Here is a 22,204-nt window from a genome sequence, read left to right as displayed (position 1 = left end):
GCAGCGGATCACCCGGGGACCGCGACGAGCGCGTACCGCTCGTCGTCCACCTCGCGGCCCCACAGTGCCATGTCCCCGGACAGCCGCTCCACGCGCACCGTCCCGCCGATCGGGGCCAGGAGCGCGGTGAGCCGGTCCGCCGGTATCCCGGCCGGGTTCACCGTCCCCCACACCCCCTCGACCAGCACCAGCCGCCCACCCGGACGCAGCAGGTCCCGCCAGTGCCGCAGGGCCCGCTCCGGGTCCGGCAGGGTCCACAGCACATGCCGGACGAGGACGGCGTCGTAGCGCTCCTCGCCGACCGGTGGTGCCGCCGCGTCACCGATCAGGAACACCGCGTCCCGCCCGGCGAGCTTCTCCCGGGCGAGCGCCACCATGGCCGGGGAGCGGTCGACCCCGGTGATCCGGTGCCCCTGCTCGGCCGCGAGCAGCGACAGGCTGCCGGTGCCGCAGCCGAGGTCCAGGACGTCGCCGGCCCGTCCGGGCAGCCAGGACCGCAGCCGGCCGGCCCAGGCCGCGCGCACCTCCGGGTCGCGCAGTCCGTGGTCCGGCTCCTCGTCGAAGGCGGCGGCCCGGGCGTCCCAGTCGACACCGCCCGTGCCCGTCCCGTCACTGTCGTGGGTGGTCATGGGCCAAGAGTGACACCCACCACTGACAATCGATTCGTGACGGCCGCCACAGACAGAACGGGACCGATGAGGAACTGTCCCCCGAAAGGTCTGCCTCCGTGACACCGCGGAACCCGGTGGACCCTGGAGGAGGCAGCCATGCGCCGTGTCACCGTGCACAAGCCCCCGAGGAAAACGGACACCCGCCGGGTCCGCGAGGAGACCGACGAGCGCCCCGCGGGACGCCCCGAGGTCCGCGAGGACATCGCCCGCACCTGGTGGCCCGAGGACTGAACGCGCCCGCCGTACGGGACTCAGTCCAGCCGCTTGTGGTACTCGATCCGGTTGTACGGCCCGATCGCCCCGGGCTCCACGACCTCGTAGCCGAACTTCGGATAGATCCTCTGGTTCTCCCACATCATCACGTGGGTGAAGAGCCTGATCCCGGACAGTCCGAGCGCACGCGCGCGTGCGTCCACGAGCTCCAGCAGCAGCCGCCCCACCCCGGTGCCGTGCGCGTCGGGGCGGACGGCGATGACGTCCAGGTGAAGATGGCCCCCGCGCGGCTCGACCACCACGAGGCCGGTCACCCGCGCGGTGCCCGCCGCACCTCCCGGCGCCCGGACCACGAACACCCTGCCCGCGGCCACGTTCGCCGCGTGGTCCGCCTTCATGGGCACCGGCACGGCCCCGATGCGCGCGATGTACGGCCGGAAGGCGGCGTCGATCACCGCCTTCACCTCGGGAGCGTCGGCGGCGACTGCCGGGCGGATCCGCTCGTTCGTCATGCCACGCACCGTACCTACCTGATCCCAGCCTGAGCACTCCCTTAACGCGGCCATAAGAATCCCTCTCCAGGGCCTTCGGCAGGCGTTTTCGCGGCTTCCCGGGGCTAGCTTCTGAGCCACCCCCACGGGATTCGTCCCCAGGATCCACAGACCGCCGTTCCGAGGAGTTGCTGCCCCATGTCCGCACGCCGCAAGGCCGCTGTCGCCGCCGTCGGTCTCGTCCCGCTCACCCTGACCGGGCTGTCCGCCACGCCGGCGTCCGCGCACGGTTCACTGGGCGACCCGGTCAGCCGGGTCGCCCAGTGCTACGCCGAGGGCCCCGAGAGCCCCCGGTCGGCGGCGTGCGGGGCGGCGGTCGCGGCCGGCGGCACCCAAGCGCTCTACGACTGGAACGGCATCCGCATCGGCGACGCGGGCGGACGCCACCAGGAACTCATCCCCGACGGCAGGCTGTGCAGCGCGGGCAACGATGCCTTCAAGGGCCTCGACCTGGCCCGCGCCGACTGGCCGGCGACCGCGGTGAACAGTGGCTCGTACACCTTCAAGTACCGCGTGACGGCCCCGCACAAGGGGACCTTCAAGGTGTACATCACCAAGCCCGGATACGACCCGTCGCAGCCGCTGGCCTGGAACGACCTGGACCTGGCCGACCCGGTGGCGACGTCCACCGACCCGGCGGCGTCGGGCGGCTTCTACACCTTCGGGGGCACGCTCCCCGAGCGTTCCGGCAAGCAGCTGCTGTACGCGGTGTGGCAGCGGTCGGACAGCCCGGAGGCGTTCTACTCCTGCTCGGACGTCACCTTCGGCGGCGGGAACCAGGCGGGCGGGAACCAGTCGGGCGGCGAGGAGGCCGGGGGCGGCGGGGCCGCCGGACCGGGCGACGCGCCGAAGCAGGAGGTGGCCCCGGCTCCGACCGCCTCCGCTCCGTCCGAGGAGCAGATCAAGGACGGTGCCGACAAGTCGACCGTCGAGAACCACGGGCACGGTGACGACGATCCCGGCACCTCGGCCGAGCCGACGGCGGCGGCCGAGGCGGGCGACGGCACCGCCGCGGCCGCCGCCGCCGAGGTCCCCAACCAGCCGAAGGCGGCCGGAACGTCGCAGAACCTCGCGGAGACCGGCGGCGACGCCGGCACCCCGTACCTGGTGATCGGCGGCGCCGCGGCGCTGGCGCTCGGCTCGGCGGCGCTGTTCGCCTCCGCGCGGCGGCGCACGGCGGCCGGACGGTCCGGCCGCTGAACCGACTCGGGGGCCCTGTCCGGCGGCTCAGGCCGGACAGGGCCCCCGCGCGTACGCCGCGCGGCTACACGTGTCAGCTGAACACCGAGGCGCAGGTGGTCGGCTTGGCACGGGCAGGGTCGAGGGCGTTCGCCACCTCGTGGAAGGCGATCCGGTCCAGCAGTCCGATCGCCAGATGCTCGGACAGGTCGACCGGGCAGAGGTCCTGGAGCAGCACGTTGCGCACGTTCGGTCCGGTCAGATAGGCGCTGCGGTACGGGGTGACGACCTGGTCGTACCGGGTGGCGAGGACGGTGTAGCGGACGCCGGGCACGGTGTCGCCGCCCGCGTTGAGCCTGGTCAGGAAGTCGGATCCGGCGACCTGGTCGGCGAGGGCGGGGGTGGCCTCGCTCAGCAGGTCCTCGGCGCCCGGGAAGTAGGGCAGCAGCTCGGTGAGGCCGCTCAGCGTGGTGCCGTGGTTGCTGGGCGCGATGCCGACGAGGGCGTTCACCTCGTCCGCTCCGCCGAGGAACTTGAGGTAGTGGCGCGGCATCATGCCGCCCTGGGAGTGGCCGACGATGTCGGCCTCGTCGGCGCGGGTCGCGGCGAGCACGTTGTCGACGAAGGCGTCGAGCTGTTCGGCGGACTTCTCGACGGGCCCGAGGCCGTGGAAGAAGGGGACGCCGGGGAGCTGCCCGTAGTCGAGGGAGAAGACGCAGTAGCCGCGGTGCTTCAGATAGGGCGCGAGGCCCAGCCAGTTGTCGACGGAGTTGCCGAAGGTGCCGTGGACCAGGACGACCGGGCGGGGATGTGCGGCGGAAGGCTTGCACGTGTAGTCGTTCCAGCCCGAGCTGGGCGCGGCGGCGGCCTGAGCGCTCGTGGCGGAGGGGACGGTGACGGCCGCGGCGGCCAGGAGGAGCGCGGCCAGCGGTCTGATCACCCGCTTCCAGGGCAGCATCGTGTGATCTCCTTGCGGTTCAAGGGGGAAGGGTGGGGTCCTACGCCCTGTGATCCGGATCACGAGGATGCTGTTCACTCGTCAAGTTACGGGCGAGTAGTAAAAGGGGGAAGTTACGGGTCGGTAAAAACTGCCCGCATCGACCGGCGGTCGTCCACCGGATCCTGATAGTGCGTCACCAAGCGGGACGAATCGGCCCGTCGGGCGCGATGCGCAGCAACGCCTCCCGCAGGGCCCGCACATCCGCCTCCCCCAGCGCCCCGCTCCAGGCCCGCACGACCTCGGCCGCCGCCTCCTCGGCCGCCCGGGTGCAGGCCCACCCCGACTCGGTCAGGACGACCAGCCGGGCGCGCGCGTCCCCGGGATGCGGGCGCCGCTCGGCGTACCCCTTGCGCACCAGCTCGTCGACGAGCTGACTCGCGGCCTGTTTGGTCACGCCGAGATGGGCCGCGAGGTCGGTGACCGTCGCGCCGTCCGGGGCGAGGCGGGTGAAGGCGAAGCCGTGCGCGGGCCGCACCCCTTCGAACCCGCGCGCGACCACACCGTCATGGACGCGCCGGGTGAGGTCCCCGGCGACGGCGAGCAGGGCGGCGGACAGGGCCATGGCCTCGGAGTTCTGCACGGGGGCATTGAAGCACCTTGACGAAATGGTCAAGCTGCTTGAGCATATAGTCAAGCTACTTGACCACACCTCGGAGGCTCACCATGCCCGTCGTCCGCCCGTCCGAAGCCGTCGTCCACGAGATGCACGGCGCCCGCTTCGTCTCGTACGCCACCCCGTCCACCGGCAGCGAGGAGCTGTGCGCCTGGCGGGGCGAGATCCCCGCGGGCACCCGGGCGCCCGCCCACACCGTCAGCCGGGAGGAGATCTTCCATCTGCTCGACGGCGAACTGCTGATCACCCTCGACGGCAGCCGCCACCGCGTCACCGCCGGCGATACGGTGATCGTCAACCCCGGCGCGTCGCTCACCGTCGAGAATCCGACCACCGAGGTCGCCGTCTCCTGGGTCACCACGTCCCGCGGCCTGGAGGCGACCCTGGCCGACGGCACGCGTGTCGTGCCGCCTTGGGCCAACTGAGCCGGCGTCCCTCAGGCGGCCAGCGTGCCCGGCATCACCGCGCGGGGGCCGAACTTCGCCCGCGCCCGGTCGGCGACCTCCTCGATCCTGCGCGCCTTTTCGTCCACCGGATCGAAGGTGAGCTGGTGGGACGCCTTCTCGGCGGGGTCGAGCCCCTCCGCGCGCAGCGCGATCGCACGCACCCGGGCGCGCTGCAGACCGAGCGCCTCGTACAGGCCGTACGCCGCCCTGGTGAGCTCGGCCGAGTGGGCGGTCGGCTCCGGGAGGGTACGGGTGCGGGTGGTGACGGGGGTCCCCCCGCTCATGGGGGTCCCCCCGCTCGAGCGGAGTCGGGAGTGGGGGAGGTCGGCGTAGCGCACGGTGAGGGTGAGGCCGCGGCAGACCTGGTCGAGGGCGCGCAGCCGGGCGCCCAGTTCCTCGGTGGCCGAGAGCAGGGCGCGGCGGTGCCGATCGGGGTCCAGCTCGTCGCGGGTGAAGGGGCGTTCGGTGGCCAGCGACCGGGAGACGGCGTTGGGTACGACCCGGCCGCGGTCGATGCCGTTCGCCTTCTCGTGCAGCTCGCGTCCGGCCCTGGCGCCCACCAGCCGCTGGAGCGTGGACAGCGGGGCGGCGGCGACCCGGCCGAGGGTGTCGAGACCGTACTCGCACAGCGTGCGGGCGCTCCTGGTGCCGACGCCGGGCAGCGCGATGACGGGCCGGCCGGCGAGGAACTCCCGCACCCCGTCCCCGGGCACCGCGCGGGTCAGCCCCGGCCGGGCGTCCCGCAGGGCCATGCGGGCCACCATCGGGCCCGGCCCGGCACCGATCACACAGTCGACGCCGTGCAGGGCGAGGGCGCGCACCCGGATCACCGAGGCCAGTTCGAGGGCGGTGCGCCCGAAGTACCGTTCGGCGCCGCGCAGATCGGCCAGCGCCCCGTCCGGTGGCAGGGCCTGCACGACAGGGGTGAACTCCTCCAGCAGGCCGAGCAGCCCCGGTAGGGCGGCCTCGTGCGCCGGAGGCAGCCGGAAACGTACACAGAGGACAGTCATCCCGCACTCCCCGGGCTCCGGTGCCACAACTTCCTTCCCACCGCGGGCCCTTCGCCCGCGGGGCGCAGATCGGCCCAGGGGTGCATCTCGTACCCCGTGGGCATACGGATGGTCCGGTCCTCCATCGGGTCCCGGGCCGCGGAACCGGCCGGCGCGGGCCGCCCGTCCGAACCGGCGAGCCGTCCGCGGGCCGGGCCGCCGCCGCCGTCACCGGCGGACTCCGCGCCGGTGACGGCCGGCTCGGCGAGCCGCGCGGCGACTCCCTCCAGCCCTTCCTCCCGGCGGATCTCCAGCAGGTCGGCGAGGTTCCAGGCGGCGGAGCCGACCACGCTGAAGCTGCGCGGGCCGCGGCGCTGCACCACCCCGCGCACCAGCAGCAGCCAGGAGTGGAAGACGGTGTGGGCGCAGGTGTCGTGGGAGTCGTCGAAGAAGGCGAGGTCGACCAGGCCGGTGCCGTCGTCCAGGGTGGAGAAGATGACCCGCTTGCCGGAGCGGATGGGCGGGGTCTGGGTGGCCGCCTTGGCACCCGCGACCAGCACGGTGTCCCCGTGCCGGGCCTCGCGCAGCCGCCGCGCGGAGACCACGCCCAGTTCCTCGAGGAAGGTGCCGTGGTCGTCCATCAGATGGCGTGAGGCGTCCATCGAGAGCACGCCCAGCTCGGCGCTGAGCCTCTCCGGCTCGGTGAGGTCGGGCAGCCCGGCCGGGGCGGTCCCGCGGCCGCCGGACAGGGGGAGCTGGTCGCCGCGTCCGCCACGGGCGCCCCGGTGCAGTTCGGTCAGATGCAGTTGCAGATCACGGCGGTTGGCGCCGAACGCGTCCAGCGCGCCGACCTGGGCGAGGCGTCCGGCGAGCGGACGGCTGGGCCGGGCCCGCTCCCAGAAGTCGAGCAGTGAGGCGTACGGCTGCCCCTCGGCGATCCGGGCGGCCTCGGCCTCGCTGATGCCGTGCACGTCGGAGAGTGCCAGCCGCAGTCCCCACACTCCCTTCGCCCCCTTCACTCCCTTCCCTTCCCCAGATTCAGACACCAGTTCGATCCTGTGGGCGACCCCCGACCTGTTCACATCCAGCGGCAGCACCGGGACCCCGCGCCGCCGGGCGTCCGCCAGCAGCAGCCGCTTCGGGTACATGCCGGGGTCGTGGGTGAGCAGCCCCGCGTAGAAGGCGGCCGGATGGTGCGCCTTCAGCCACGCCGACTGGTACGTCGGTACGGCGAAGGCGACCGCGTGCGCCTTGCAGAAGCCGTAGGACCCGAAGGCCTCGACGATCTCCCAGGTGCGCTGAATCGTTTCCGCGTCATAGCCCCGAGCTGCCGCGTGCTGGGCGAACCAGACCTTGATCCGCCCCTGCGACTCCGGGTCGGACAGCCCGCGCCGCACCCGGTCCGCCTCACCGCGCCCGCAGCCGGTCAGGGTGGCCACGAGGTCGATGACCTGCTCGTGGAAGACGACCACCCCGTACGTCCCCTTCAGGGGTTCCTCCAGGTCCGGGTGCGGATAGCGCACCGGCGCCCGCCCGTGGCGCGCCTCGATGAACGGGCGCACCATGTCGGCGGCGACCGGGCCGGGCCGGAACAGGGAGATGTCCACCACCAGGTCGTGGAAGGTCGACGGCTGGAGCCGCCCGACCAGGTCCCGCTGGCCCGGGGACTCGATCTGGAAGCAGCCGAGCGTCTCGGTGGACCGGATGAGCCCGTACGTCGCCGGGTCGCCCTCCGGCACCGCGTCCAGGTCGATCCGCTCCCCCGTCGCCCGCTCCACCTCGGTGACCGCGTGCGCCATCGCCGACTGCATCCGTACGCCCAGCACGTCGAGCTTGAGCAGGCCGAGGTCCTCCACGTCGTCCTTGTCGAACTGTGCCATGGGGAAGCCCTCGCCGCTGGTCGGCATGACCGGCGTACGGGTCAGCAGGGAGGCGTCGGACAGCAGGACGCCGCAGGGATGCATGGCGACACCGCGCGGGAGCGCGTCGAGGGCCTCGACCAGCTCCCACAGCCTGCCGTACTTCTCCTTCTCCCCCGCCAGTTGCCGCAGTTCGGGCAGCTCGTCGAGCGCCGCGCGGGCGTCGCGGGCGCGGATGTGCGGAAAGGACTTGGCGATCCGGTCGATCTCGGCCGGGTCCATGGACAGCGCCGCGCCGACGTCCCGGACGGCGTGGCGCACCCGGTAGGTCTCCGGCATGGCGACCGTGGCGACCCGTTCGGTACCGAACCGGCCGATGATCGCGCGGTAGACCTCGAGACGCCGTGCGGATTCCACGTCGATGTCGATGTCGGGCAGCACGACCCGCTCCTTGGACAGGAAGCGTTCCATCAGCAACCCGTGCTCGACCGGGTCGGCGTGCGCGATACCGAGCAGGTGGTTGACCAGGGAGCCGGCGCCGGAGCCGCGCGCGGCGACCCGGATGCCCATGTCCCGGACGTCGTCGACGACCTGGGCGACGGTGAGGAAGTAGGAGGCGAAGCCGTGGTGGGCGATGATGTCCAGCTCGTGGTGCATCCGCTCCCAGTACTCCCGGCGGCCGGCGTATCCGCGCAGCACCATGCCCGCCGCCGCCCGGGAGGCCAGCGTCCGCTGGGCGGTACGGCGGCCGGCGCCGACGAGGTGCGGTTCGGGGAAGTGGACGCTGCCCATGCCGAGGTCGTCCTCGGGGTCGACCAGGCACTCGGCGGCCACGGACTGCGTCCGGTCCAGCAGCCTGAGGGCGGCCTCGCGCCGGAAGCCCGCGGCCTCCACCATCCGCTCGGCCGCTTTCAGCATGGCGCCCTGGTCCTTGAGCCAGGCCTCGCCGGAGTCCAGCCCTTTGGCCGGGTCGACGGGGACCAGCCGGCGGGCGGCGTCCAGCACGTCGGCGACCGGGCCGAGGCCCGGGTCGGCGTAGCGGACGGCGTTGCTGAGCACGGGCCGGACGCCCTGTTCGGCGGCGAAGCCCAGGGTGCGGGCGGCCAGCCGCAGAGAGCCGGGTCCCGTGCCCTCGCGGCCGTGCCAGACGGCTTCCAGGCGCAGGGCGTCGCCGTAGACCTCCCGCCAGGGGGCGAGCAGCCGGGCGGCACGGTCGGGGCGGCCCGCGGCGAGGGCACGGCCGACGTCGGAGCCGGGGCCGAGCAGGACGGTCAGACCGTCGGCGTGGTTGTCCTCCCAGGACAGCAGCGGAAGTCCCTCGTGGGTGTGGGCGGCGGAGACCAGGCGGCACAGGTCGGCCCAGCCGCGGGCGCCGTCCCGGGCGAGGAAGGTGACACGAGGTGCCGATTCGTCGATGAAGGCACCGCCGCGGACCGGGGTGCGGCGCCTCTCCCGCCGTACGGACCCGTCCCCGCGCGCGTCCGGGGAGGCCGCGGGGGCCGCCACCGCCAGCTCCGCCCCGAACAGCGGGCGGACGCCGGCCTTCGCGCAGGCCTTGGCGAAGCGGACGGAGCCGGCCAGTGTGTCGCGGTCGGTGAGGGCGAGGGCGTCCATGCCCCGCTCCGAGGCGCGCTCGGCCAGCCGCTCCGGGTGGGAGGCGCCGTAACGCAGGGAGAACCCGGAGGCGGTGTGCAGATGCGTGAAACCGGGCACACGCACCTCCCGCACTCATGAGCCCTGATCGACTCTCGAACATTTGTTCCCAGCTACCTCACCCCCACCATAGACCAATTCTCGAATGTGTGTACGACATCCAGGCGACCCCTTCCCACCTGCGTAAATACCCCGGAACACCCGAAAGCCCCACCCCTCCGTGACGGAGGGGCGGGGCGTCGTGACGAGGCGTGCTCAGCCGATCTGGGTACCGGTGGCCGACAGGGCCTCCGTCACCGGCTGGAAGAAGGTCGTGCCGCCCGAGGTGCAGTCGCCGCTGCCGCCGGAGGTGAGGCCGACCGCGCTGCCGCCCGAGAAGAGCGAGCCGCCGCTGTCGCCGGGCTCGGCGCACACATCGGTCTGGATCAGACCGTTGACGATGTCACCGTTGCCGTAGTTCACGGTGGCGTCCAGACCGGTGACCGTGCCGGAGTGCACCTGGGTGGTGGAGCCGCTGCGGGTGACCTGCATGCCGACGGTGGCCTCGGCGGCGCCGGAGATCGCCTGCGTGGACCCGTCGTAGAGGTTGACCTCGCTCGGGTGGTCCACGTCGGCGGTGTACTTGACCAGACCGTAGTCGTCGCCCGGGAAGCTGGACGCCGCGTTCTCGCCGATCACGTTGCCCGAGGAGTCCGACCAGGTGGAGATGCCCTCGGTGCAGTGCCCGGCGGTGAGGAAGTGCGGCTCGCCGCCCTTGGTCACGTTGAAGCCGAGTGAGCAGCGCCCGCCGTCCCCGGTGATGGCGTCGCCGCCCGCGACGAAGGGCTTGTACTCCCCCTCGGTGCGCTGGAGTTCGGCCGTGGCTCCCAGCGAGTCGACGACCTTCGTCAGCTCGGCCCACTCGGCCTCGGAGACGGTGCGGTCCGCGGTGACGACGACCTTGTTGGTGGTCGGGTCGGTCACCCAGGCGGTGCCCGGGATGGTGGCGTCCCGCCGGAGGGTGGTGTGCGCGCTCTTCAGCTCGGCGAGGGAGTTCGTCACGACTCTCGCCTCGGCGCCGGCCGATTCGACGGTCGCGGCCGCGGCCTCGTCGAGCACGTTCACCACGAGGCTCTTGCTCTTCGCGTCGTAGTACGTTCCCGCCGCGTCGGCGCCCAGGTCCTGGGCGAGCGTCGATGCGAGCTTTCCGGCCGCCTGGACCGAGAGCGTGCGAGGCTCGGCGTCCGCCGGGACCTCGCTGGCGTTCGCAGTCTGGAAGGTGACCGCGCCCGCGGCCAGTGCGGCGATACCCGCACCCGCCATGGCCACACGTCGCCTGGGTATGCGTCGGTGCTTCAACTCACGTCCTCCTGTGGGGGGACGGCCCGGGAGGTTGTGGGGACCTCACCGGACCGGAAGGCGTACGGCCACGGGGGTGGAAGACGAAAGAAGCCACGCCCGTGCCGGTCGAACGGCGCCCACTCTTCCGAATCCTCCAGGGAGCACACAAGGTCGACTTCAGGACGCGCGTACGACAACGGCCGTGCGCCCTCTATGTCCTGACTGGTCATGGACACGCAGGGTCGTTCGCAGTGCAAACGCTGCGAAGGAGTAACCGGCGGTATGGTCCACGAGGTTCGAGGGTGGCTCGAAATCGACCCCTGGCGCCGGGAGCACACAAGCCGGGAGCACACAAGGGCGAGCCCCCGCACGCGGATCGCGTGCGGGGGCTCGCCGTGCTGCCGGCCGCGGACGGAGCCGGGGGACCGGTGGTACGGAACCGGTCCTAGTAGACGCTGACCCCGTAGGCGCTCAGCGCCTCAGTCACCGGCTGGAAGAAGGTCGTGCCGCCGGAGGAGCAGTTGCCGCTGCCGCCGGAGGTCAGACCGTACGCGGTGCCGTTGCTGCCGTAGAGCGCACCGCCGGAGTCGCCGGGCTCGGCGCAGACCGTGGTCTGGATGAGGCCGCCGACGATGTCGCCGCCGCCGTAGTTCACGGTGGCGTTGAGCGCGGTCACCCGGCCGCTGTGCGTGCCCGTGGTGGAGCCGTCACGGATGACCGTGGTGCCCACGCTCGGGGTGGCCGCGCGGGTGATGTCCACGCCGTTCGCGGTGCCGGGCCGGCTGACGGACCCGGTGTACCGGACGATGCCGTAGTCGTTGCCCGGGAAACTGGAGCCGGCCGTCGTGCCGATGGCCGTGGTGCGCGCGGAGTTGGAATACCAGGTGCCCGCGCCGTCGGTGCAGTGACCGGCGGTCAGGAAGTACTCGGTACCGCTGCTGCTGCGGACGTTGAAGCCGAGGGAGCAGCGCCAGCTGCTCGCATAGATGGCGTCACCGCCCTGGATGAGCTTGCTGAACGTGCCCGGGGTGCGCTTGACGGTGATCGCCTCGGCGTCGTCCCCGGCCTGCCGCTTGATCTTGTTGATCTCGGCCTGGGAGACCGTGCTGTCGACGGTGACGACGACCCGGTTGGTCTTGCTGTCGACAGCCCAGGCGGTGCCCGGGATGTCGGCCTTCAGCACCGAGCCGCTGACGCTCTTGAGCTCGGCGGAACTGAAGGTGGTGGGGGTGTCTGCCGCGTTCGCGCTGGGGATCGCGATCGCGGCGGCGGCCACGAGGCCGGTGGATACGGCGATCAGCCGGGTCCGTCTCGAGATGCCGCTGCGGGGGGTGGTGCGCTTGATCCTCACTTCTCGTTCCTCCACAAAGGAAGTAGGGGGCCCTCGTGGGGTTGTGGGCCCGTGAGGCGCAGTCAGCCGGCCACGCGTCCGGATCCCGAACACGTCGTGCCCCTGACAAGCGCTGGAGGCGAGTATTCGGCCGACCGACCGTTCGGCGCAAGAGTGCCTTTCGGCCGTCAACCTTTGAACCATGTAGGGGTTTTGAGTCGCGAGCCGATCGCATTACCAGCGGTCACACCGGCCTGACGGCCGACCGAACAGACAGAGGGTGGCCGGAAGTTGTCCCTCCGGTTCCCCGCCGCCCACTACGAACAGTCGCAGCAGCAGTCGCACCCGTCACAGTCGCACTTGTGGCAGCAGCCCTCACGCTTCTTACGGGACCATGGCCCCTCGTACTCCTCGGCGCAGCACATCTTGCAGGTGCAGCACAACAGCCAGAACATCCCGCAACCGGCCCAGAACCCGCGCCGTCCACGCGGCGGCTGGGCGGCCGGCCCGGAACCCGGCCCTCCGAAACCGCCACCACCCCCGCCGGGCGCTCCCCCGTCGCCGGCGTGCGGATTCCCGCTGCCGTACGGACCGCCCGCATACGGATTTCCGCCACCGTACGGATTCTGCGGCGGCCGGTCATGGGGCCCGGACCGTTGGGACGCGCAGGCGGGCACGGTGCCGAACGCCCGGTCCACCGAGCGCCGCACCTCGTGCACGAGCAGCAGATGCGCGAGCCCGGCGTCCTGGAACTCCACCTCCCCGAGGGCAAGCCGGATGCCGTGCACCGCGTCGTCGGCGAGCCGACGGGCCTCCTCCAGCGGGGTGCCGGTGGCGGCGAGCGGGTTCCAGGCGCCCGCGGCGGCGTCGGCCTCCCGGTCCTCCACGGCGTCCAGCAGATGCGCGAGGCGCCCGAAGAGGCGCCCGGCCTCCGCGAGCGGCCCGGCGTTGTGCGGCCGGCCGGCGAGCACCGCGGTGTGCGCGAAGGCGGCCGCGGTCGCGGTCTCGGTCGGCTCGGTGACGGTGAGGATCGCAGTGCCGGGCCCGGCGAGGGTCTCGATGCCGCTCTGCCGGTCCACGGCGTCGAGCAGGACGGCCGTGTCGAAGCCGACGTCGGAACCGGTCCGCGCTCCGGCCCGGTCCCAGCCCGCGGCGACCCGGCGCGCGGCGAGCGCCACCGGCCTGCGCGCCAGCAGCCCGTCGCCGTCGGCGACATGGTCACGCATCTTGGCGGAGGCGAGGACGAGGGAGACGGCCGCCGCGAGCCGCGCGCCCTCACCGTGCGCGACGGAGGCGGTACGCATACCGCGCAGCGGACAGGGCCCCGCGGTGCGCCGTCCCGCTGCCGCGGAGCCGGACTGAGCTTCCGTCAGAACGGAGACGAGCAGCCCGTCGTAGTTGGTGACGATACGCGCGAGCTGCCCGTGATCCCCGCGCAACGCGAGGCACAACCCGCACAAATGGGCCATCCACTGGGCGGTGAGCTTCTCCCCCAGCCGGTGCCGACACGGCCTGACCATTCCGAACACGACGTTCCCCCGCGCAGTTGTACGACGTTGAGCGGCCGCATCGTAGCGGTCGGAACGTTCACTCGTATGTACCCCTCGTCACCCGGACGCCGGGAAAATCATATTTCACTCCCCGTCAGTAACTGTTTACACCAAGACCCTTGGGAAACACGGGCTCTCGACGGATCCGCTGTGCACCAGTACCGTCACAAACCCCCCGCGCGGCGTCTATCCACTTGGCGCGCCATCCGCATCATGGACGACCATAGGGATGCGGAAAGCAGAAGGACCGCTGTGAGAGGAGGCGTCCATGGGATCGGTACGCAAGGCGAGTGCCTGGCTTGGCCTCGTCGACGACAACGAAGACGAGCGTTACTACGACGACGACTACTCCGACGGGCCCGAGACCGGGGAGGCCTGGGTCACCGATCCGCGGGTCAAGGTGGCCGCGGACGTCGCCGAGGAGAAGGGGCGCCGCATCGGCACGGTCACCCCGGACAGCTTCCGGGACGCCCGTGCCATCGGCGAGCTGTTCCGCGAGGGCGTTCCCGTCATCATGAACCTCACGGCCATGGACGCCGGTGACGCCAAGCGCGTCGTCGACTTCGCCGCGGGCCTGATCTTCGGCCTGCGCGGTTCCATCGAGCGGGTGTCCAACCGGGTGTTCCTGCTCAGCCCGGCCGACACCGAGGTGGTCAGCGGTGAGCCGGCCGCGCACCGTTCGGACGGTTTCTTCAACCAGAGCTGAGGCAGGGCCGCTCGCCGGCCCTGCCCCTTCGGACGCTCACCGGAAGGCGTCGAGCCCGGTGAGCGCCTTGCCCAGCACGAGCTGGTGCATCTCGACGGTGCCCTCGTAGGTGAGCACCGATTCCAGGTTCGTCGCGTGCCGCATCACCGGGTACTCGAGCGAGATCCCGTTGGCCCCGAGGATCGTACGGGCCGTGCGGCAGATGTCGATGGCCTCGCGGACGTTGTTGAGCTTGCCGAAGCTGACCTGCTCGGGACGCAGGCGGCCGGCGTCCATGCGCCGCCCCAGATGATGGGCGAGCAGAATCCCCTTGTGCAGTTCGACCGCCATGTCGGCGAGCTTGGCCTGGGTCAGCTGGAACCCGCCGATGGGCCGCCCGAACTGCTCCCGCGTTCTCGCGTAGTCGACCGCCGCCTCGAAAGAACTCCGCGCGGCGCCCATCGCGCCCCAGACGATGCCGTACCGGGCGTGCGAGAGACAGCTGAGCGGACCCTTGAGCCCGGTCGCCCCCGGCAGCACGGCGTCGGCGGGCAGCCGTACGTCGTCCATGACCAGCTCGCTGGTGACGGAGGCGCGCAGGGACCATTTGTGCTTGATCTCCGGCGCCGAGAACCCGGGGCTGTCGGTGGGCACGGCGAAACCGCGGATCCCCTCGTCGGTCCCCGCCCACACCACGGCGACACCGGCCACCGACCCGTTGGTGATCCACATCTTGCGCCCGTTCAGCACCCAGTCGGTGCCGTCCTTCTTGGCGTATGTGCGCATCGAGCCGGGGTCGGAGCCGGCATCGGGTTCGGTGAGCCCGAAGCAGCCGATGACCTCGCCCGAGGCCATCCGGGGCAGCCACCGCCGCTTCTGCTCCTCGCTCCCGAAGCGGTGGATGGCGTACATGGCGAGCGAGCCCTGCACGGAGACCAGGGACCGGATCCCGGAGTCGGCCGCCTCCAGCTCCAGGCAGGCGAGTCCGTACTGCACGGCGCTCGCGCCCGCGCAGCCGTAGCCGTCGAGGGACATCCCGAGCGCGCCGATCCCGCCGAGCTCCCGGGCCAGCTCCCGGATGCCGGGCAGCTCACCCCTCTCGTACCAGTCGGCGACGTGGGGCAGCACGCGGTCGGCCGCCCAGCCGCGCACCGTGTCCCGGATCGCCAGGTCCTCCGGATCCAGCAGATCGTCGAGGCCGAGGGGGTCGGCGGGGTCGAAGGGGGGCAACTTCGCGGACGCGGACATGGGACACCCTCCGGGGGTTGATCCGGGACGACTCCGGGACATCAACTAGCGCCGCTAGTCACGGGGCGACGTTACGACGCGGTCTCCCGCACGTCCACCCCGGCCGGACGGGCGCGGGCGGAGGCGTGGCTCACACCTTCACCTCGAAGGACGCGGGGCTCCACGGCCTCCCGCGGCGCGGGCAGCTCCACCGGCGCGGCCTCGCACTGCATCGCCTTCGGCAGCCGGAGCGCCATCGCCGCTCCGAGCAGCAGCAGACCCGCGCTCACCAGCAGGGTCACATGCAGCCCGTTCACGAAGGAGTGGCGCGCCGCGTGCCGCAGGGCCTCCCCGGCGGGCCCGCCGAGCTGCGCGGCCACCTCGTGCGCCTCGCCCAGGGAGTGTCCCGCGGCGGCGGACGCCGTGGTCGGTACCCCGGGGACACCGGCGACGCCGGGCGCGTAGGCCGCGTTCATCACGCTGCCGAGAAGAGCGATCCCTATCCCCGCACCCAGCTGGTAGGAGGTCTCACCGATCGCCGCCGCCCCGCCGGCCTGGTCCGGCGGCGCCTCGCTGAGCATCGACTCGTACGCGCCGAACAGCGTGGTCTCCAGGCCGAAGCCGAGCAGGACGAAACCGGTGAGCAGCAGCGGGGCGTTGTCCTGCCCGCCCATCGCGGTCAGCAGCACCACCGCGCCCGCCGTCAGACAGAAACCGGCGCAGACCATGCGGCGCGGGCCGAACCCGCGCAGCATCCGCGCGCCCGCCAGTCCCGCCGCCATCGCCGCGACGGTCAGCGGCACCAGGCGCAGCCCGGTCTCCAGCGGGGAGAGCCCCAGCACCAGCTGGAGGTACTGGGCGGCGATCAGTTCCAGGCCCACCAGCGCGAGCATCGCCAGCACGATGCAGCCCACCGATGTGCTGAAGGCCGGCCGGGCGAACAACCGCAGGTCGACCAGCGGATGGGCGCGGCGCCGCTGCCGGCGGACGAAGAGGGTCAGCAGTCCGGCGCCCAGGAGCAGCGGCAGCACGGTCCGCACACCGGTGACGGATTCCCCGCCACCGAGCCCTTTCACGCCGAGGACCAGGGAGAAGAGCGCGGCGGCGGCCATCAGCGCGCCGACCACGTCCCAGGGGCCGTCGCCCGCGCCCTTGGACTCCGGCAGCAGGAGCCGGCCCACCGGGAGGCTGACCAGCATCAGCGGGATATTGACCAGGAAGACCGAGCCCCACCAGAAGTGCTCCAGCAGGAAGCCGCCGATCAGCGGCCCGACCGCCGCGCCCACGGCGGCGACCGCACTCCAGATGCCGATGGCGAGGGCACGCTCGCGCCGCTCCGGGAAGACCTGGCGCAGGATCGACAGGGTCGCCGGCATGATCATCGCGCCGCCGACGCCGAGCAGCGCCCGTGCCAGGATCAGCACCGGAGCGCTGTCCGCGAGGGCCGCCAGGCCGGAGGCGACACCGAACAGGGCGTAGCCGAGCAGGAGGACGCGTCTGCGGCCGACCCGGTCGCCCAGGGTGCCGAAGAGGATCAGCAGCGAGGCGCAGACCAACGGGTAGGCGTCGACGATCCAGAGCAGTTCCACCGCGCCGGGCCTGAGGTCCTCGGTGACGGCGGGGACCGCCACGTGCAGCACGGTGGCGTCGACGGCGACCAGCAGCAGGCTGACGCAGAGGACGACGAGCACCACCCAGCGGTTGGCACCGGCCCCGGCCGCCCGACGGCGCAGCGCGGTGGCGGCCGTGGTCGTCCCGGACATGTACACGTACCTCCCAGATGTTCCCTCGCGATCGGCGGGTTCACGGGGTGGGGGACTCCCCCGTGACTCGGCCGGAGAGGAAGCGGTGGTCTCCGGCCCGCGCAGCGAACGGCGAGTGACACGTCAGAGTACGCGAGTGGGAGCGGAGATCGAGTGGCGGGCCTCTCACAGTTCCGGCCGATCGGTGTGGCGTACCCCACTTCCCGTCCCCGGTGCACACGCCGCTGCCGGGCGGTCCGGTTCCGCACCGGGTCGATAATCGGGCCCGTGAACGATCTCGCGACGCGCACCGCCCCGGCCCGCCCCGGAGCACTGCGCCGGGCCGCACCGGCCCTCCTCGGGTACGCCGCCGTGCGTGCTCTGGGCCTGCTCGTGCTGGTCCTGTGGAGCGAGGCGCGCGGCACGAACGCGTACACCTTGCTGACCGCCCGCTGGGACGCGCTCTGGTACACCCGCGTCGCCGGGCTGGGATACGGCTACGAGGTGCGGCTGCCGAACGGGGACGTGCACTCCAACCTCGCCTTCTTCCCGCTGTTCCCGTGGCTGGAGCGGCTGGTGGCGGCGGTCTCGCCGCTGTCGTACGCCGACGGGGGGTTCCTCGTCAGCGTGCTCGCCTCGCTCTGCGCGGCCTGGGGAATCTTCGCCGTGGCCGACCATCTGTACGGCCGCCGGGCGGGGGTGTACACGGTGCTGCTGTGGGCGGCGCTGCCGGTCGGGATCGTGCAGTCGATGGCGTACAGCGAATCCCTGTTCACCGCGCTCGCCGCGTGGTCGCTGTACGCCGTGCTGACCGGCCGCTGGGTGACGGCGGGCGTCCTGGCGGGTCTGGCGGGGCTGACCCGGCCGGTGGGGCTGGCGGTGGTCGCGGCGGTGTGGGCGGCGGGTCTCGCCTCCTGCCTGCGGGAACGCGCCGGCTCCGCGCGCGGGGCCCCCTCGGTCCTGGAACGTGCCGGCCTCCCGCACGAGGGCACCCCCTTCGGGCGGGATCGCAGCACGGTGCCGGGGGACGGCGCGCGCTCCGGGCAGCGCGCCGGTACGTCCACCACCGCCCCGCGCGCGCCCGCGCCGGACGGCGCCCCGCGGGCCCCGGGCGCCCCCGGTGTCCGCCTGCGCCGGGCCCTCGGCATGCTGCTCGCGCCCCTCGGGGCCGCCGGCTACGTGCTGTGGGTGGGGCACCGGACCGGGGACGGACCGCTGGGATACCTGGACGTACAGGCCGGCTGGCGGAACGGGTTCGACGGTGGATACGCCTTCGCCCGCTTCGTCGCCGGGAGGTTCACGTCGTTCCCGTCCGCCCTGGCCGGGGTCGGACTCCTGCTGGGCGTGGGCCTCGTGGTGTGGCTGTACGTGGTCTGCGTACGACAGCGACAGCCGCTGCCCCTGCTGGTGTACGCGGGGGTCGTCACCGCGCTCGCCCTGTGCGCGTCGAGCTACTTCGGCTCCAAGCCCCGGCTGCTGCTGCCCGCCTTCCCCCTGCTGCTGCCCCTCGCGCGCGCCCTGGCCGGGCCGCGCGCGCCCCGGCCGGCACTGGTCGTGGGGGCGGTCGCGGCGGCCTCCGCGGTGTACGGGGCCTTCTGGCTGAACGGCTCCGGACCGCCCTGACCCGGTCCGGACCGCCGATGAGCACCGGGGAAATTCCGCACCAGGCTCCGGTGAACGAATATAAAAGCGCGATAAAACCGCACCCCCGAATGGTCGAATGAATTCAGGACCACCGTGCGGATTCACGGGAAATAAAGGCCCTCCTGAGAGGAATGCCACATCACATCGTCATCACAAAGACGCTGATTCGTCGGGGTTCACCGCTCACTCGCTGTAACGTCGATTGGGTGCGTACCGAACGGAAACACACCCGTCTGGACCGCGTGTTCGCGAGGCTGGACCGTGAGCCGGAACGACCGGCTCTCATCGGCATGCCGCGAATGAGCCGGCACCGGATGGTGCTCTTCGGCGCCACCCTGGCCTTCTACGTGGCGATCGTGTGGGCCGTGCTCATCACCTCCTGGCTGGTCCGGCTGGACTGGCAGGTGATGTTCTTCCGCCCCTACCAGCAGTGGCCGGAGCTCCACGCCTTCGTGGACTACTACGTGGTGCTGGGCCAGCGCGGCCCGACCGCCGTGATGGTCGCGGCCTGGCTGGGCTGGCGCTCATGGCGGCAGCACACGCTGCGCCCGCTGCTCGCCCTCGGCGTCTCGCTGCTGCTGCTCAACGTCACCGTGGGTGCCGCCAAGTACGGCATGGGGCGCCTCGGACCCCACTACGCGACCGAGATCGGCTCGAGCGAGATGTGGCTCGGCGGCGATATATTTCCCAGCGGCCACACCGCCAACGCCGTGGTGACCTGGGGAATCCTGGCCTATCTGGCCTCCACTCCGAGGGCGCGCCGCTGGCTGTCCGCCGTGTCCGCGGTGACCTCGCTCGGCGTCGGTCTGTCCACCGTCTACATCGGGACGCACTGGCTGAGCGATGTGATCCTCGGCTGGGCCGCGGGCCTGCTGATCCTGCTCGCGCTGCCCTGGTTCGAGCCGCTGATCGCGCGCACCGAGACCCGCGTCCTGGACCTGCGCGACCGCTGGCGGGCACGCCAGGGCCGGACCGCGGCGGCTACGGGTCCGGTCGGGCAGCCCGTCATGTTCACACCGCTCACCGGCCGCGCGGACCCCGTTGCCGAGCCTGTTCCCACGGGCCGCTCGGCCCGGCCGCCGGCCCATCTGGCGCCCGGCCCGCACACCACCCGCGCGGAGCGCTCCCCGGTCTCCCCTGCGGGCAGCCGCCGTCCGCCGCACCCGGAGCGTCATCCGCGCGGCGCGACGCCGGCGTCCCGTCCCTGACCGGTCCGGCGGACGCGTCCGGTACACACGGTGACGGCCCCGGTTCCTCGCGGAACCGGGGCCGTCACCGTTTCTCAGCCCTTCCAGGCGCGCGCCACCCGGCCGTCCCGCACCTCGAAGTTCAGCCGGCCCACGCGGTACTCCATGGTGATGATCGTCCCCGGAGCCAGCGCCCGCACCGTCGACCAGCCGCGTTCGCGCGCGAGGTGCTCGGCCCGGTCGGCGGGAAGGCCGACATAGGCGTCCGGGCTGTCGTGGGGTTCCGCGGGGGGTGTCGGAATGGGTGCCATACGGCCACGCTATGCCCTGGTTCGCGAGCGGGGAAGCCCGCACCGGGAACGGTGGCAACGGTCCCCCGCGGTCACACTTATGTCACAGGATCACGACAGAGGTTCATGACGGCGCCCTTCACCCGGATGGGCGTTTCCGTCCCCCTTCCGCAGGTATTCGAACGTAATTGCCGGATGTCACACCACCGGCGTGATAAACCTCGGCGGAAAGTGCCGGTGGCCGTACTCCCGGGAAGCCCATTTCCTTTTCACCGACCGCACCGGGCCCACGGAAGCCACGCTCACGGCATGCCCTCATTTCCGTCACACGATCCGCCATGCCGTCCCGGAACCGCCGCCCAGCAGTGCCACCCGCACCACCCTGACGTCCGGGCTCGCGGCCCCGGTACGCAGCGGGCGGCTGCCGGGCGACGGTTGTCGTTGGTTTTCGGCCACCCACTTCATTCCCCGATTTCCGGATTTGTCGGCCAGGGCGCCGAGTACCCCATGGGGCACCTCACACCCTCAACAGTCGTGCCAACAAGGTGAGTTGACGATGAGTGCCGGGTCGCGCGCCTGACGTGAGCGGGCGCGCCGGATGGTTCGAATCCGTTCGCCCTGGAGCGTGACTCCCGCCACAGATCGCCCGTTGTCTTCTTCATGAGCCGGGGAGCCACCCGGACCACGGGCCGGGAGCCACCCGGCCTCGCCACGCACCCATCCCGAGGGAGCCACCCGTGCCGCGCATGCTCGACGTCAGCGACGAGGTACGCGCCGAGATCGGCGACGAAGAAGCAGCCCGCCTGCTCGCCGGAGAGTCCGCCCCGGGCAGTTACGACTGCACCTCCTGTCGCACCCAGGGCCATCCCGAGCAGGAGCGCACCAGCACCGTCCTGTTCGTCGGCGACGAGACAGCCGTGCTCGCCTTCGCCCACGCCACCTGCCTGCCGTCGCAGGTCGTCCAGGTCACCGAGGAGCAGCTCCAGGGCGCCGTTCGGGCCATCGGCGACCACGCCCCGGAGCCGGAGGCCGCGAACACCGCCCCCGAACAGGCCGTACTGGGGGTGACCAGCGGACTGGCCCTGATCGCCGGGGAACTGCACCCGGCCCTGGTCGTCGAGCCGACCGCCCCGGTCTCCCGGCCGGGTTCGCCGGGAGTCGGCGACGACTTCCTGCCGCTCCTCATCGAGCAGGGCTTCATGCCACTGACCGAACTGTCGGCCGTACCGCCGGTACTGCACGGCTGGTCGGTACTGCTCGCCGCGGGCCAGTTGCACGCCGTGCTCCAGCCGAACCCGAACGGCGGCCGCCCGGTGGCCTGGTGGCAGGCCCACCAGCCGCTCCAGGTCACCGACGGCTGGCGGGCGGCCGCCAACAAGCACCAGCAGGTGCTGCTGTTCGCGGCCCCGGTCGGCTCGATCGGCCGTCAGCCGCGCGAGGACCTGCTGCGTGACGCGCTGGACAAGGCGGCGGCGAACGGCAAGCTCGTCGCCGCCGCGCTGCCGCTCGCGGGCATCTGACCGTCCCACCGGAGCACTGCCGGGCGCCGCCGGAACACCCCCGCGGCGCAACCGGCGAAAGCACCGAAAGGCCCGCATCCCTTGTGGAGCGGGTTCGTTTGGACATACGTGCACGCATATGACGTTCCCCGCCGCCAGTCCCTCGCCTCGGTCCCCGCCCCCGTGCGCCCGGCGCAGGACTCCCGGAGCGGCCACTCGGCCACGCCGATCTACGACGCCCTCTACACCGAGTACGTCAAGTCCTTCCGTTCGCTGCCGGGCGACCGCAGCGGTGAGGAGGACATGGGCTTCACCGCCTTCGGGAACATCCCGCACAGTAGTACGGGCTCGTACGACGGCCACAGCCCCGGCTCGTTCGGTGCCTCCCTGGTGCGCGGTGCGTACGACGCGGAAACCGGCGGCGCCGGTCAGGACGACGGTGAGCAGCCGCAGTGGCAGCGGGTCGGCACGGTCGGCCGGAACGCCTCCGAGATGCATCACGTGCCGGCCGGGCTGCCACCGGCCCCGCGCAGAGGCGTCTGAACGGAACACGGCG

At 72.2% G+C, this 22,204-nt stretch carries 20 protein-coding genes; 8 read left to right on the top strand and 12 right to left on the bottom strand.

Annotated elements, in window-relative coordinates:
• Positions 1 to 8 precede the first annotated feature (8 nt).
• Positions 9 to 629, bottom strand: coding sequence for a class I SAM-dependent methyltransferase (locus ACIF9R_RS00275; RefSeq protein ID WP_399972129.1), 621 nt, complete (start codon positions 627 to 629; stop codon positions 9 to 11).
• Between the two features lie 138 nt (positions 630 to 767).
• Between ACIF9R_RS00275 and ACIF9R_RS00270 the strand changes: the two genes are divergently transcribed.
• Positions 768 to 902, top strand: a complete 135-nt coding sequence (locus ACIF9R_RS00270) for a hypothetical protein (RefSeq protein WP_399972127.1) — start codon at positions 768 to 770, stop codon at positions 900 to 902.
• Between the two features lie 20 nt (positions 903 to 922).
• Here the strand turns inward: ACIF9R_RS00270 and ACIF9R_RS00265 are convergent, their stop codons facing one another.
• The gene (locus ACIF9R_RS00265; protein ID WP_399972124.1) at positions 923 to 1,396 is read right to left on the bottom strand and encodes a GNAT family N-acetyltransferase; all 474 of its coding nucleotides are present in this window, start codon (positions 1,394 to 1,396) and stop codon (positions 923 to 925) included.
• 177 nt (positions 1,397 to 1,573) lie between these two features.
• On the opposite strand from ACIF9R_RS00265, the gene ACIF9R_RS00260 reads away from it, so the two are divergent.
• The gene (locus ACIF9R_RS00260) at positions 1,574 to 2,635 is read left to right on the top strand and encodes a lytic polysaccharide monooxygenase (RefSeq protein WP_399972122.1); all 1,062 of its coding nucleotides are present in this window, start codon (positions 1,574 to 1,576) and stop codon (positions 2,633 to 2,635) included.
• A 73-nt stretch (positions 2,636 to 2,708) separates the two neighbouring features.
• Here the strand turns inward: ACIF9R_RS00260 and ACIF9R_RS00255 are convergent, their stop codons facing one another.
• Together ACIF9R_RS00255 and ACIF9R_RS00250 are read right to left on the bottom strand one after the other, a co-directional pair.
• Positions 2,709 to 3,572, bottom strand: a complete 864-nt coding sequence (locus ACIF9R_RS00255; RefSeq protein WP_399972120.1) for an esterase/lipase family protein — start codon at positions 3,570 to 3,572, stop codon at positions 2,709 to 2,711.
• A gap of 175 nt (positions 3,573 to 3,747) precedes the next feature.
• Entirely contained in the window at positions 3,748 to 4,194 is a 447-nt protein-coding gene (locus ACIF9R_RS00250; protein WP_399972117.1) for a MarR family winged helix-turn-helix transcriptional regulator, read from the bottom strand.
• An 83-nt stretch (positions 4,195 to 4,277) separates the two neighbouring features.
• On the opposite strand from ACIF9R_RS00250, the gene ACIF9R_RS00245 reads away from it, so the two are divergent.
• Positions 4,278 to 4,652: a cupin domain-containing protein gene (locus tag ACIF9R_RS00245; RefSeq protein WP_399973000.1), complete on the top strand. Its 375-nt coding sequence runs from the start codon at positions 4,278 to 4,280 to the stop codon at positions 4,650 to 4,652.
• Between the two features lie 11 nt (positions 4,653 to 4,663).
• Here the strand turns inward: ACIF9R_RS00245 and ACIF9R_RS00240 are convergent, their stop codons facing one another.
• From ACIF9R_RS00240 to ACIF9R_RS00220, 5 genes are all read right to left on the bottom strand, one after another.
• Entirely contained in the window at positions 4,664 to 5,683 is a 1,020-nt protein-coding gene (locus ACIF9R_RS00240) for a DNA polymerase thumb domain-containing protein (RefSeq protein WP_399972114.1), read from the bottom strand.
• Complete coding sequence (locus ACIF9R_RS00235; RefSeq protein WP_399972111.1) at positions 5,680 to 9,234, bottom strand: DNA polymerase III subunit alpha; 3,555 nt, start codon at positions 9,232 to 9,234, stop codon at positions 5,680 to 5,682. The genes ACIF9R_RS00240 and ACIF9R_RS00235 overlap by 4 nt, the downstream gene beginning before the upstream one ends.
• A 195-nt stretch (positions 9,235 to 9,429) precedes the next feature.
• Positions 9,430 to 10,476: a S1 family peptidase gene (locus ACIF9R_RS00230; protein WP_399972997.1), complete on the bottom strand. Its 1,047-nt coding sequence runs from the start codon at positions 10,474 to 10,476 to the stop codon at positions 9,430 to 9,432.
• Between the two features lie 463 nt (positions 10,477 to 10,939).
• On the bottom strand, positions 10,940 to 11,845 hold the full coding sequence (locus tag ACIF9R_RS00225; RefSeq protein ID WP_399972109.1) for a S1 family peptidase: 906 nt from the start codon (positions 11,843 to 11,845) through the stop codon (positions 10,940 to 10,942).
• 296 nt (positions 11,846 to 12,141) lie between these two features.
• On the bottom strand, positions 12,142 to 13,353 hold the full coding sequence (locus tag ACIF9R_RS00220; RefSeq protein WP_399972106.1) for a DUF5685 family protein: 1,212 nt from the start codon (positions 13,351 to 13,353) through the stop codon (positions 12,142 to 12,144).
• Between the two features lie 289 nt (positions 13,354 to 13,642).
• Between ACIF9R_RS00220 and ACIF9R_RS00215 the strand changes: the two genes are divergently transcribed.
• Positions 13,643 to 14,080, top strand: a complete 438-nt coding sequence (locus ACIF9R_RS00215) for a cell division protein SepF (RefSeq protein ID WP_149550732.1) — start codon at positions 13,643 to 13,645, stop codon at positions 14,078 to 14,080.
• Positions 14,081 to 14,116: 36 nt separating this feature from the next.
• Here ACIF9R_RS00215 and ACIF9R_RS00210 read toward each other — a convergent pair whose 3' ends face one another.
• Both ACIF9R_RS00210 and ACIF9R_RS00205 read right to left on the bottom strand, forming a co-directional pair.
• Positions 14,117 to 15,307 carry an acyl-CoA dehydrogenase family protein gene (locus ACIF9R_RS00210; RefSeq protein ID WP_399972103.1) on the bottom strand — a complete coding sequence of 397 codons (1,191 nt, stop codon included), beginning with the start codon at positions 15,305 to 15,307 and terminating at the stop codon, positions 14,117 to 14,119.
• 71 nt (positions 15,308 to 15,378) lie between these two features.
• Positions 15,379 to 17,049: an MFS transporter gene (locus ACIF9R_RS00205; RefSeq protein ID WP_399972100.1), complete on the bottom strand. Its 1,671-nt coding sequence runs from the start codon at positions 17,047 to 17,049 to the stop codon at positions 15,379 to 15,381.
• 267 nt (positions 17,050 to 17,316) lie between these two features.
• Between ACIF9R_RS00205 and ACIF9R_RS00200 the strand changes: the two genes are divergently transcribed.
• Together ACIF9R_RS00200 and ACIF9R_RS00195 are read left to right on the top strand one after the other, a co-directional pair.
• A complete protein-coding gene (locus ACIF9R_RS00200) occupies positions 17,317 to 18,651 on the top strand; it encodes a glycosyltransferase family 39 protein (protein WP_399972098.1) in 1,335 nt (444 codons plus the stop codon).
• Between the two features lie 227 nt (positions 18,652 to 18,878).
• Positions 18,879 to 19,880, top strand: a complete 1,002-nt coding sequence (locus ACIF9R_RS00195) for a phosphatase PAP2 family protein (RefSeq protein WP_399972096.1) — start codon at positions 18,879 to 18,881, stop codon at positions 19,878 to 19,880.
• Positions 19,881 to 19,954: 74 nt separating this feature from the next.
• On the opposite strand, the gene ACIF9R_RS00190 is transcribed toward ACIF9R_RS00195, so the two are convergent.
• Entirely contained in the window at positions 19,955 to 20,170 is a 216-nt protein-coding gene (locus ACIF9R_RS00190; protein ID WP_399972093.1) for an I78 family peptidase inhibitor, read from the bottom strand.
• 716 nt (positions 20,171 to 20,886) lie between these two features.
• On the opposite strand from ACIF9R_RS00190, the gene ACIF9R_RS00185 reads away from it, so the two are divergent.
• Both ACIF9R_RS00185 and ACIF9R_RS00180 read left to right on the top strand, forming a co-directional pair.
• Positions 20,887 to 21,669, top strand: a complete 783-nt coding sequence (locus ACIF9R_RS00185; RefSeq protein ID WP_399972091.1) for a hypothetical protein — start codon at positions 20,887 to 20,889, stop codon at positions 21,667 to 21,669.
• Between the two features lie 108 nt (positions 21,670 to 21,777).
• Positions 21,778 to 22,191, top strand: coding sequence for a hypothetical protein (locus tag ACIF9R_RS00180; RefSeq protein WP_399972088.1), 414 nt, complete (start codon positions 21,778 to 21,780; stop codon positions 22,189 to 22,191).
• Positions 22,192 to 22,204 lie beyond the last annotated feature (13 nt).

The organism is Streptomyces sp. NPDC086080 (assembly GCF_044540255.1).
Taxonomy (GTDB): domain Bacteria; phylum Actinomycetota; class Actinomycetes; order Streptomycetales; family Streptomycetaceae; genus Streptomyces.
This window is presented reverse-complemented; position numbering and strand designations above follow the sequence as displayed.